11 protein-coding genes are annotated in these 12581 nt (G+C 42.5%); 8 read left to right on the top strand and 3 right to left on the bottom strand.

All coding sequences use genetic code 11. The annotated features are described in order from the left end of the window. The first annotated feature begins 21 nt into the window (after nt 1-21). Together AB6N04_RS04735 and AB6N04_RS04740 are read left to right on the top strand one after the other, a co-directional pair. Nucleotides 22-219: a DUF3311 domain-containing protein gene (locus AB6N04_RS04735; RefSeq protein WP_369310763.1), complete on the top strand. Its 198-nt coding sequence runs from the start codon at nt 22-24 to the stop codon at nt 217-219. Beyond that, on the top strand, nt 216-1658 hold the full coding sequence (locus tag AB6N04_RS04740; protein WP_369310764.1) for a sodium:solute symporter: 1443 nt from the start codon (nt 216-218) through the stop codon (nt 1656-1658). The genes AB6N04_RS04735 and AB6N04_RS04740 overlap by 4 nt, the downstream gene beginning before the upstream one ends. A gap of 55 nt (nt 1659-1713) precedes the next feature. On the opposite strand, the gene AB6N04_RS04745 is transcribed toward AB6N04_RS04740, so the two are convergent. Continuing rightward, on the bottom strand, nt 1714-2184 hold the full coding sequence (locus tag AB6N04_RS04745; protein WP_369310765.1) for a DMT family transporter: 471 nt from the start codon (nt 2182-2184) through the stop codon (nt 1714-1716). A 103-nt stretch (nt 2185-2287) separates the two neighbouring features. On the opposite strand from AB6N04_RS04745, the gene AB6N04_RS04750 reads away from it, so the two are divergent. Next, nucleotides 2288-3181 carry a LysR family transcriptional regulator gene (locus AB6N04_RS04750; RefSeq protein ID WP_369310766.1) on the top strand — a complete coding sequence of 298 codons (894 nt, stop codon included), beginning with the start codon at nt 2288-2290 and terminating at the stop codon, nt 3179-3181. Nucleotides 3182-3233: 52 nt separating this feature from the next. Here AB6N04_RS04750 and pta read toward each other — a convergent pair whose 3' ends face one another. Next, complete coding sequence (pta, locus tag AB6N04_RS04755; protein WP_369311973.1) at nt 3234-5363, bottom strand: phosphate acetyltransferase; 2130 nt, start codon at nt 5361-5363, stop codon at nt 3234-3236. 87 nt (nt 5364-5450) lie between these two features. Further along, nucleotides 5451-6653: an acetate kinase gene (gene ackA / locus AB6N04_RS04760; protein WP_369310767.1), complete on the bottom strand. Its 1203-nt coding sequence runs from the start codon at nt 6651-6653 to the stop codon at nt 5451-5453. Nucleotides 6654-7250: 597 nt separating this feature from the next. Between ackA and yfbV the strand changes: the two genes are divergently transcribed. From yfbV to AB6N04_RS04785, 5 genes are all read left to right on the top strand, one after another. Further along, nucleotides 7251-7706 (top strand): terminus macrodomain insulation protein YfbV, encoded by a 456-nt coding sequence (gene yfbV, locus AB6N04_RS04765; RefSeq protein WP_369310768.1) that lies wholly within the window; start codon nt 7251-7253, stop codon nt 7704-7706. A 150-nt stretch (nt 7707-7856) separates the two neighbouring features. After that, on the top strand, nt 7857-8351 hold the full coding sequence (locus tag AB6N04_RS04770; protein ID WP_369311975.1) for a YfbU family protein: 495 nt from the start codon (nt 7857-7859) through the stop codon (nt 8349-8351). Nucleotides 8352-9286: 935 nt separating this feature from the next. Further along, nucleotides 9287-9961: a sugar phosphatase gene (locus AB6N04_RS04775; protein ID WP_369310769.1), complete on the top strand. Its 675-nt coding sequence runs from the start codon at nt 9287-9289 to the stop codon at nt 9959-9961. Nucleotides 9962-10049: 88 nt separating this feature from the next. Further along, a complete protein-coding gene (locus AB6N04_RS04780; RefSeq protein ID WP_369310770.1) occupies nt 10050-11879 on the top strand; it encodes an SLC13 family permease in 1830 nt (609 codons plus the stop codon). Between the two features lie 129 nt (nt 11880-12008). Next, a complete protein-coding gene (locus AB6N04_RS04785) occupies nt 12009-12548 on the top strand; it encodes a phenylacetic acid degradation protein (protein ID WP_369310771.1) in 540 nt (179 codons plus the stop codon). Nucleotides 12549-12581: the final 33 nt, after the last annotated feature.

Below are 12581 nucleotides of genomic sequence, written 5' to 3' on the forward strand. Positions count from 1 at the left end.
AATAAAAATAAGGTTCATTTTATGAGATGGTATCACTACCTTGTTATTTTCCCGCTCCTTGCATTAACGGTTGGGATTTATTATGCCAATGAGGTTGAACCCTTTGTAATGGGACTGCCTTTTTTGATGTTTTGGATTGTGGCATGGGTGATTGTTACTGCACTCATCATGTTATTAATTAATGTATTAGATAATAAAAATAGTAAGGAAACGTCATGAGTTCCGCATTAATTATTATTACCGCTTTTTTCCTTTTCAGTATTTATTTAGCGATTAGAGCGAAAAAAGGGAAAACCATGGATCACGAAGGGTGGTCAGTGGGCGGGCGGAGTTACGGTGCGCTGCTTGTTTTCCTTTTGAGTGCTGGGGAGATCTATACCACCTTTACGTTTCTAGGTGGAAGCGGTTGGGCATATGGCAAAGGTCCTGCGATCCTCTATACCTTGGCTGTTAATGCGTTTATGGGCATCTTTTTATATTGGGTGCATCCACGGGTTTGGCGATTTGCAAAAGACAATGACGTAAGAACTATCTCTGAATTCTTTACTCACAAATACAATAGCCCGGGGCTCGGGTTATTAGTTAGTTTAATTTCTATTGCCGCGATGGTGCCGTTATTTGTTCTACAGCTTAAAGGCCTTGGTATTATTGTTTCGCAAGCTTCCTATGGGGCGATCCCTGCGGATATGGCTATCTGGATTGGTATAATTGCGGTTACGTTATTTGTGATTATTTCAGGTATTCATGGATCAGCTTGGACATCCGCACTAAAAGATTTGATGATTTTAATTGTTGTGGTGTTTATTGGGCTCTACATCCCACTCCACTACTACGGTAGTTTTGGCGATATGTTTAAAGCGATTGATACCGCCATGCCAAGCTTCTTAACTTTTCCAAAAACAGGGTTGAATATTCCGTGGTATATTTCCACAATATTCCTATCTGTTGTGGCGTATTTTTGCTGGCCGCATTATATGGCCGCAGTATTTACCGCCAAAGATGAAAAATCGCTTAAACGAAATAGTATTTTAATCCCAGCATACAGTTTGATTATGCTGTTTGCCTTTTTTGTCGGCTATGCTGCCATATTGCAAATCCCGCATTTGGAAGGCTCTGCGGTAGATTTATCATTGTTTGAAATATCGAAAGAAACATTCTCACCTGTTGTAGTTGGCTTTATTGGTGCGGCGGGGATGTTAACTGCATTAGTACCGGGCTCGATGTTACTGTTAACCACTTCAAATATGTTAGCGGGCGTGGTGCAAAAAGCCATCGGAGCTAGCGAACAAAAACGCCAGTCCGGTGTGTATGCACGCTTTATGGTACCGCTAGTTGCGCTGGTAAGTTTATATTTTATTTTTCACAGTAATGACACATTAGTGGCAATTATGCTGCTTGGTGTAAATATTGTGGCACAATTTTTCCCGGCGTTATTAATGAGTTTTAAACAACATAATCCAATAACATCAACGGGCGCAATAAGCGGTATTATTGCGGGGGTATTATTCCTGGCAATTACCTATATTGAAAAAATATCATTGTCACAGCTTTTCCCTTGGTTAGGGGAAGGCTTAAGTTACATGAATATCGGTATTGCTGCATTTATTCTGAATATTATTGTCGCTGTGGTTGTTTCGTTATTCATTCGAAAAAAATAATATTGAGATATTGCGTTAAAAATACCCACAATTAACGTGGGTATTTTTTTATGGACTATTTACGTGCCAGTTGAACACAAAGTACACCAGCAACCACTAAACTAATACCCAGTATTTTCCCAAGAGGTATTGGGTTTTGCGGCATATTAAACCAACCAAAGTGTTCTATTAGCGCTGAAATAATTAATTGCCCTGCAATCACCATGACAAAGAACGTCGTACTGCCAATTTTCGGTACTAAAATCAAGGCGGAAGTTAGGTAGAGCATACCCGCAATTCCCCCAAACCAGATCCAAATAGGTTGGTGAAATAATTCAACACTAAAATTAGGTTTTGGTACCTTAAAGACAAATAATAATGGGATCAGGACGATGATACTGATAATTAACGAAACTGCACTTGCCCAAAGGGGATGACCTAAGTGGCGAGCTAATACCGCATTACTTGCAGCTTGAATAGGGACAACCACCCCAGCAAATAACGCGGCGAATGCTAAAAGTATCCCAGAGAATGATAAAGTGGACATATAAACCTCAGAGTTAACAGGGGATCATGATTGATTTAAGATAAGCTTAATGAGCAGGGGACTGATTGGGAAATGAACAATTTTATAAGGTACTATTCGTCAGATGAATAACTTAAGAAGATTAGATTTAAATCAATTGGTTACCTTGCTGGTTTTACTGCAAGAGCGCCATGTAAGCCGCGCTGCTGATGCATTACATAAAAGCCAACCTGCGGTTAGCCATACATTGAATCAGTTGCGCGAGCTATTTCAAGACCCACTTTTGGTACGTCAGCAGGGGCAATACCAACTAACCAGCAAAGCAGAATCACTGTATGTACCGTTATTGAAAGCGATGGAGCAATTGGATTACTTGATTGCTCAACAAAATTTTCAACCTGCGTTATGCCATCAACGGTTTAATATTGCACTGTCTGATTATGGAGCAGCCATTATTGCCGAACCACTTACACATTATGTACGCCAACATGCCCCTGATGTGGATTTGAAAATTTGGCATTGTAGTCGAGAAGAAATGCAAAATAAGTTATTAGAAGGAAGTTTAGATCTCGCTTTTGGGGTATTTAATGCACTAGATAGTACATTATGCGCTCAAGCTATTTTTCAAGACAAAATGGTCAGTGTGGCAGATAAATCAATTTGCCCCACAGGAAAAATGACATTGGATGAATGGCTGTCATATCCTCATGTCGCTGTCAGTATGAAACCCTTTGATATGAATGAAGTTGATACACAGTTAAAACGATTAAATCAAAAAAGGCGTGTGGCGGTAACAATTCCATACTGGCAAGTTGCTCCACGACTCGTTGAAGGGACAGATCTTATTTTAACAGCAGCTCAAAGGAGTTTTTCACAAGGGATAAATAAGCGTTGTGTGATGTTTGAACCCCCAGTTGAAATTCCACCACTGGATTTTCAAATGATTTGGCATGAAAGAAGTCACACAGATAATGCATTGAATTGGTTAAGAGAAACTATTGTTAACTTATTAGCATAATAAAAATGCCAGTCAGTGATACTGGCTGGCATTGGTCGCAATAATAGAGTCATTATGCGTTTTCGTTTTGCACCGCTTGGATTGCCGTTAATGCAACGGTGTAAACGATATCGTCAACTAATGCCCCACGAGACAAGTCATTGACAGGCTTGCGCATACCTTGCAGCATTGGGCCGATAGACACGAGGTCAGCCGAACGTTGTACTGCTTTATAGGTGGTGTTACCCGTGTTCAGATCTGGGAAGATAAACACGGTTGCTTTACCTGCAACTGGGGAGTTTGGCGCTTTTGATTTTGCCACGTCAGCCATCACCGCCGCATCATACTGCAATGGACCATCAATCATTAGGTCAGGGCGTTTTTCTTGTGCTAAACGGGTTGCTTCGCGTACTTTTTCAACATCACTACCTGCACCGGAATCACCTGTTGAGTAGGAGATCATGGCAACGCGAGGGTCGATACCAAAGGCTTTTGCTGAATCTGCCGATTGGATGGCGATTTCAGATAATTGCTCTGCGGTTGGATCGGGATTGATTGCACAGTCACCGTAAACAAAAACTTGCTCAGGTAACAGCATAAAGAAGACAGAAGAAACCAGAGAGCTACCCGGTGCAGTTTTGATCAACTGAAGCGGTGGGCGAATGGTATTGGCCGTGGTGTGTACTGCACCTGAAACAAGGCCATCCACTTCACCTTTTTCCAGCATCAATGTACCAAGAACCACATTATCTTCCAGTTGTTCACGTGCAACAACTTCAGTCATGCCTTTGTTCTTACGTAATTCAACAAGGCGTGCAACGTATTCTTCGCGGACTTTAACTGGGTCAACGATTTCAATACCTGTACCTAATTCAATGCCTTGAGCAGCTGCAACACGGCGAATATCTTCTGGGTTACCTAATAGAACACATGTCGCAATACCGCGCTCAGCACAGATAGAGGCTGCTTTAACGGTGCGCGGCTCATCACCTTCAGGTAGAACGATACGTTTGCCTGCTTTACGTGCTAATTCTGTTAACTGATAACGGAACGCTGGTGGAGATAAGCGGTTTGGACGCTCAGAGTCAGCCACTAAAGACTCAATCCAGTCGCTGCTAATATGGCGAGCAACATAGTTTTGAATTTTCTCTATGCGTTCATGGTCATCGGCGGGCACTTCTAAGCTGAAGCTTTGTAAGTTCAGTGAAGTTTGCCATGTGTTGCTTTTTACCATAAAGACTGGCAGACCTGTTTCAAATGCTTGTTCGCACAGTTGGCGAATAGGCGCATCGATATCGTAGCCACCCGTTAACAGGATCGCACCAATTTCAACGCCGTTCATTGCGGCTAAAGATGCGGAAACTAACACGTCAGGGCGGTCAGCTGATGTGACTAACAGTGAACCTGGGCGGAAATGCTCAAGCATGTGTGGGATGCTACGTGCGCAGAAAGTGACAGATTTAACGCGGCGAGTTTTGATTTCACCTTCATTAACAATTTCTGCACCTAAGTGTTTTGCCATATCGATTGCACGAGTGGCGATTAAATCGAAGTTCCATGGAATGGACGCCAGTACAGGGAGGTTCAACGCAGAGAGTTGATGTGTATCAAGGTTAGCGACAGTTGCTTTGGTTGAGTCATCAAAGATTTCAGATAGGTCAGGGCGAGTACGACCTTGCTCATCAACAGGGGCATTTACCTTGTTAATGATAACGCCGATAATATTCTTATTACGTTGACCGCCAAATTCATTACGAACCAGTTCTAACCGCTCTTGCATTTGTGTGATTGAGCTATTGCCCGGTGCCGTCACAAAAACAATTTCTGCGCCGAGTGTTTTGGCAATTTCATAGTTTAGTGACTGAGCAAAAGAGTGTTTGCGCGTTGGTACTAAACCTTCAATTAAAACCACTTCCGCATTTTTAGTGTGATCATGGTAGCGTGCTACGATTTCTTCCATTAAGACATCTTTTTTGGAAGAGGTCAGCAGCGATTCAACGTATTCCATCGTTAGTGGTTCAACAATAGTGGTAATACTTGAATGAGAGCGCAGGACTTCTGTAGTTTGGTCTTTACTACCAGAGACGCGGGGTTGTGCGATAGGCTTGAAAACGCTTAATTGAACGCCTTTTTGTTCCATTGAACGAACGACACCTAGACTAACACTAGTTAAGCCAACGCTGGTGCCAGTAGGTATTAACATAATTGTACGGGACACGGGAACCTCTTTATTTCGGTTACTCTAATGACAAAACGATACCGCCAGCATGTTGCTGGCGGTAGAAGTTTCTTATGCGGTTAAACGCGCAGTATCTTGGGCGATAACCAGCTCTTCATTGGTTGCGATAACCAACGCTGGGCGGCTATTATCGGTAGTAATTAAACCTTCTTTACCGAAACGTGCGGCCAAGTTACGTTCGTGATCATATTCGAAACCAAGAATAGCCAGTTTCTTCAGTGTAATTTCGCGAACTTGTGCTGAGTTTTCACCGATACCACCCGTGAAGATGATCGCATCAAGACGGCCTTCCATCAGTGCACTGTATGCCCCAACGTATTTGGCTAAACGGTGGCAGAAGACATCCATTGCACGCGTTGCATCTTCTTTGGTGCCGTAATTATCTTCAACATAGCGGCAATCGCTTGTCACGCCAGTTAAGCCTAATAAGCCGGATTCTTTGGTCAGCATTTTGTTGATTTGCTCAACGCTCATGCCTAAAGCGTCATGTAAGTGGAAAATAATTGCAGGGTCGATATCGCCACTACGTGTTCCCATGACTAAACCTTCTAATGGCGTTAATCCCATTGAAGTATCAACACATTTACCATTAACAATCGCAGTAACAGAGCCGCCGTTGCCTAAATGACAAGTGATCACGTTTAATTCTTCAACAGGTTTGTTGAGTCTTTTTGCCGCTTCACGTGAAACATAAAAATGGCTTGTGCCGTGTGCACCATAACGGCGAATGCTATGTTCAGAATACAATTCGTATGGCAGGGCATACAGATAGGCTTCTTGTGGCATTGTCTGATGGAACGCAGTGTCAAACACAGCAACGTTTTTGTTGATCAGATGAGGGAAAGATTTTCTTGCCTCTTCAATACCAATCAGGTGAGCAGGATTATGCAGCGGAGCAAATGGGATTGCCGCTTCGATGCCTTTAATCACTTCGTCAGTGATTAAAACAGAAGAGGTGAATTTCTCACCACCGTGAACAATACGGTGACCAATCGATGTGATCTGCGCTGACAACTCAGGTTTTTCAGCAAGAATGGTGTTGACAATGAAATTCAGTGCTTCGCTATGCGCCGCACCAGCACCTAAAGGAGCTTCCTTTTTAGCACCATCCATTTTCCATTTAATACGGGCTTCAGGGAGGTTGAAACACTCCGCTAAACCGGATAAAAATTCGTCGCCATTAGAAGGATCGATGATGGCGAATTTCAGTGAGGAGCTACCGCAGTTTAGAACCAGTACCAGCTTACTTGACATGGAAATACCTATCGTTAATTGTTGTTGTGAAGCCTTTAAAAAACATGAAAAAGACTCAGATATAAAAGTATGCACGCTAGAGACTAGCGTATTTATGACCTGAAACATCATGATTGATATCATGTTAAAGGCGAAAAAGTTAAAGATTTTGGTAATCTTCAAGGGATCTATAAAGCCATCGTTACCCTTTTGTGCAAAGTACGTTAAAAAAGAAAACCTTGCATCTGGTGTTGAAATAACGACCAGAACCCCAACATATAACTGTTGCCTACCTTTTTATTAAAAAGATAGAAAAAGCGCTAAAATAACAAATTCAGCAGCAATTCTAAATGTGGTAGATTCTACTAAAATTATTTTATATTTTATATGTTTTTTTTAAAAATAGGTCATTTGATTGATTAAAATCATAAGTGTCGTATAAAGTGTAGTTATAGCACGAAGTTAGATATTTATCAGAATAGCTGATTTTAAGTAAATCGGCTCAACTTAAGGTAAATTGTATAAAATAATTTGCATATCTTGAGTGTGCGTTCTGGCTCACAATGGCGTAAGCTTATCGGTAGCTAGTTAGGTTTCGAAGTGCATAGGAAATGATCCATGAGTACATTACCAAATACCCCCCCAGGGTTTTTTAAACGTTTCAGATTAGGCAATCGCTATCTGAAAATTTTTCCTATGGAGAAACAACTGTCACCGATTTTCCCTGAAATCCGGATTAACAAGGCGGTGCGTTTTGGCATTCGCTTTATGCCGCCAATTGCCATCTTCACATTGACATGGCAAATTGCCTTAGGTGGGGAGCTTGGTCCTGCCATCGCAACCGCATTATTTGCCTGTAGTTTACCCATGCAGGGGTTATGGTGGTTAGGGAAACGAGCCTCTACACCTCTACCATCTAGCTTACTGAACTGGTTTTATGAGATCCGCGACAAATTTACCGAAGCCGGGATAGCAATGGCCCCCGTTGAACAGCAACCCGATTATATGGCGTTGGCTGACCTTCTTAAGCGTGCATTTAATCAACTCGATCGCTCTTTTATGGACGATGTTTAGCAAATAACCGCCGCATAAATTTTGTTAAAAGCTAGATTTAACAATAAGTAATGCAAAAAGCGTGTTTAGATCAATAAAAGCGAAGTTTTCACTGTCTTAGAAGTGGGTTGAGTGCGAAGATAAGCCATACTTTTTAGTAGGAGAGCCATGATGGAAATGACTAACGCACAACGCCTAATTTTATCTAATCAATATAAAATGATGACAATGTTAGACCCAGATAACGCGGAACGTTATCGCCGTTTGCAAACCATAATTGAACGTGGTTTTGGGTTACAAATGCGTGAATTGGATAGGGATTTTGGTCACTTAAGTGAAGAAACCTGCCGCACTGTGATTGAAATTATGGAGATGTACCACGCACTCCAAGTCTCCTACGGTAATATGCAGGATAAACAAGATATTGATGGCCGTCGTGTACAGTTTTTAGGTTTCGATGCTGCAACAGAAGCTCGCTATTTAAGCTATGTGCGCTTTATGGTAAATACGGAAGGACGTTATACCCATTTTGATAGCGGAACCCACGGGTTTAATTCACAAACGCCAATGTGGGAGAAATATAATCGTATGTTAGCGATTTGGCACGCCTGTCCTCGTCAGTATCATCTATCAGCTGTAGAGATATCCCAAATCTTAAACGCCTAATACTCTTCACACTTTGCGGCGCAGCGTTGTTGGCTGCGCTCGGCTACTCGGGTTACATACTTATGTATACTCCCCGAGCTAAATACTCTTCACACTTTGCGCCGCAGCGTTGTTGGCTGCGCTCGGCTACTCGAGTCACATACTTATGTATGCTCCTCGAGATATCCTCTCTGGCCGCCTAGCTGCGACACAAATTGTTTTGAGTATTACGGGTATTTAGAGTGAAAAGTGGTCTCCCCTTACTCTTCACACATTGCGGCGCAGCGTTGTTGGTTGCATTCGGCTACTCGTTATGTATTTCCCTCTGAGATATCCTCTCTGGCCGCTTAGCGCCTAGCTGCGACACAAATTGTTTTGAGTATTACGGGTATTTAGAGTGAAAAGTGGTCTCCCCTTACTTTTCACACATTGCGGCGCAGCGTTGTTGGTTGCATTCGGCTGCTCGTTATGTATTTCCCTCCGAGATATCCTCTCTGGCCGCCTAGCTGCGACACAAATTGTTTTGAGTATTATGGGTATTTAGAGTGAAAAGAGGTCTCCCCTTACTCTTCACACATTGCGCCGCAGCGGTGTTGGCTGCATTCGGCTGCTCGTTATGTATTTCCCTCCGAGATATCCTCTCTGGTCGCCTAGCTGCGACACAAATTGTTTTGAGTATTACGGGTATTTAGAGTGAAAAGTGGTCTCCTCTTACTCTTCACACATTGCGCCGCAGCGTTGTTGGCTGCGCTCGGCTACTCGTTATGTATGCTCCTTGAGATATCCTTTTCGGTCGCCTCGCGACATGATTTTCGTTTTCTAGTGCATTTAAATTTACACCTAGGCTCATTTCGTCACTATTTTTAATATTGTGGTTGCGTATTGATATCTATTTAGCGTTAACTAATCATTAAATTGATTCAACTTTATAGAAATACAAAAATTAAGGGGTAGCTGTGAAATTGAAGGCAAAAGGTTTTCTGTTTGATCTGGATGGTACATTGGCGGATTCGCTGGCCGTTGTTGAGCGTTGTTGGTGTAAATTTGGTGAGCGTATTGGCAAAAGTGCTGAGGAAATCATTAGTTATATCCATGGAAAACCAGCGTTAACCAGTTTGCGTCATTTTTTGCCTGAGGCCAGTGATGAGGAGATCATGGATTATTTTCGCTGGTTAGAAAAAATGGAAAGTGAAGATATGGAGGGGGTTGTCGCTTTACCTGGAGCACTGGCGTTGTTAACTCGTTTAAATGAAATTGGCGCACCTTGGGCGATTGTCACATCAGGTACTGTACCGATTGCACATGGTCGCCAACAAGCGGCGGGTTTGCCTGAGCCGAAACACTGGGTGACATTTGAAAAAGTTTCTAAAGGTAAGCCTGATCCTGAACCTTTTATGTTAGGTGCAAAAGCACTTTCTCTTCCTGAAAAATCCTGTATTGCTTTCGAAGATGCCCAAGCAGGGATTCATTCTGCACTTAATGCTGGTTGCCAGGTGGTCGCAGTCCATGCACCAGAAAGCTTACCTCGTCGTGAAGAAATAGACGTAATAGTGAGTTCTCTGGAACAAATTTCCGTTATGGGGCCTGACAATAATGGTGATTATGAACTTTTAGTGTCAAAATTGCCTTAATCGTGATCTAATCAAAGAAATTCTCCGTAAAACATGGTTAACTAAAGAAAATCTTTAGCAATGTTTTTTTTCGTCGAAAGGGGATATTTTGAACGGAGAATTGCTGTGGGTATTAACCCTCCTGCTGATCGCAATCGTTCTTTTTACTACCAATAAAATCCGCATGGATGTCGTCGCGTTATTGGTCATTGTCGCGTTTGTGTTAAGTGATACTTTAACGTTAGAGCAAGCGACTGCAGGCTTTGCGGATCCAAACGTGTTATTAATCGCTGCATTGTTTGTGATTGGTGATGGCTTAGTCCGCACAGGGATCGCTTATCAAATGGGGGACTGGCTTGTTCGCGTTGCAGGAAGCAGTGAGAGCAAGATGCTGGTTTGTTTGATGATAACGGTTGCAGGGCTCGGTGCATTTATGAGCTCGACTGGCGTTGTCGCTATCTTTATTCCCGTTGTGCTCAGCGTTGCAGCTCGAATGAAAACCTCACCGGGTAGATTAATGATGCCGTTGGGATTTGCAGGGCTGATTAGCGGCATGATGACACTGGTTGCTACACCGCCTAATATGGTGGTAAACAGCGAGCTTGTGCGTGAAGGCATTAAAGGTTTCCAATTTTTCTCAATTACGCCTATCGGCATTCTTATTTTACTGGCTGGAATTGCCTATATGTGGCTGACGCGCCGTTGGTTGGGGAGTAATGAGCCCGATAAACTTCCTGAGCGTTATCGCCGTACCTTTCGTGATTTAATTCGTGATTATAAGCTAGCAGGACGTGCGCGTCGTTTAGCTATTCGTAAAGGTTCCCCCTTGATTGGTCATACCCTTGATGAACTTCATCTGCGTTCTCGTTATGAGGCAAACGTAGTGGGGATTGAGCGTTGGCGTAAATTCCGCCGAGTGATGGTCAGTGCAACAGGGGGAACGGAACTGCGTGAGCGCGATGTCCTACTGGTGGATATTTCGGTGACTGATGACGAATTACGGCTATTTTGCAGTGAACAATTACTTGAACCCATGATTTTACGTGGCGATTATTTCTCTGATCAGTCTCGAGATGTGGGGATGGCAGAAGTCTCTATGAACCCTGATTCTGAGCTATTGGGAAAAAGTTTACGGGATATCAAGTTCCGTACTCGCTATGGTCTTAACGTAGTCGGGATCCGCCGCGATGGTAAGGCATTGGATGGCAAATTAGTGGATGAACCGCTGCGCCTTGGCGATATTTTGCTGGTAATTGGTGATTGGAAGCTGATCCGTATTTTATCCACAAAACCGCGTAATTTTATTGTGTTGAATTTAGCCGCAGAAGTGGAAGCCGTGGCACCTGCGGCCTCACAAGCTCCTCATGCTTTGTTCTGTTTAGCATTAATGGTTGCCATGATGGTGACCAATGAAATTCCCAATTTTATCGCTGCATTAATTGCGTGTTTACTGATGGGGAAATTTCGTTGTATTGATATGGAAAGTGCCTATAAATCTATTCACTGGCCAAGCATTATATTGATTGTCGGGATGATGCCCTTTGCCCTTGCATTGCAAGAGACGGGCGGTATAGCTCTCGCTGTTGATGCACTAATGAAAATTGCGGGAGGCTTAGGCCCTCACGTCATGTTGCTGTGTTTATTTATTTTGTGTGCCACCATTGGTTTATTCATTTCCAATACAGCAACCGCAGTATTGATGGCACCTATTGCCATTGCGGCTGCACGGCAAATGGAGGTTTCCCCATTGCCGTTTGCTATGGTGGTGGGTATCGCCGCCTCTGCGGCCTTTATGACCCCCGTTTCTTCGCCAGTAAATACCTTAGTACTTGGCCCTGGTGGTTATAAGTTTTCTGATTTTTTAAAAATTGGCGTGCCGTTTACTATCATTGTTATGTTGATTAGTATTGCCGTTATTCCTATTTTATTCCCATTCTAAATCACTCGACTCGATTATTTTAAGGTCGAGTGATTTTAATTTTTCATCATAATCTGATGGGTGCTCAATATGAGTTCAATATAATAAGTTAATTATTGTAAAAATGATTTAATTTATCGAGAACTCAGTATGCATATCATTATTGCGGCAATTTCAGCCCTAGCAGCACTTGTGTGGGCGTTACATTCATTGCAAAACTCAGGTGTTGACCTTAACTCATTTAACCCATTTACTTGGGCTCGTCGAAGAAAGTGGCAGAAACAGTACGGGACAAAGCCTGTCTATAATTTATCGACCCCGATGGAAGCCGCCGCAGCTATTATTGTTGGCACATTAAAGCAAGAGGGTGAAATATCCCGTGAACAAAAGCAAACGGTCATTAATTTATTTACAACAAATTTTAACTTAGAAAATCAAGATGCATTAGATCTTTTTGCGTCATCATCGCACCTAGTTCAGGGGGAGGTCAACTTTGAACACAGTGTTCCACATATTCTGAAATTAAGTGTCAAACAATTCACTCCATCAATGATAACAACATTTCTTTCCCTATTAGAGCAAGTTGTTAACCTCGAAGGGGAACCGACAAAAGGGCAAAGCAATATTATTACTAATGTACGAAATGAATTTAAAAAAGTAAATAAAAACAACCCAAGTTGGAATAGTTAAAATTAATTTAAATAGAGCTAATAAATACCCGCT

This window comes from Providencia rettgeri, from assembly GCF_041075285.1.
Lineage (GTDB): Bacteria > Pseudomonadota > Gammaproteobacteria > Enterobacterales > Enterobacteriaceae > Providencia > Providencia rettgeri_G.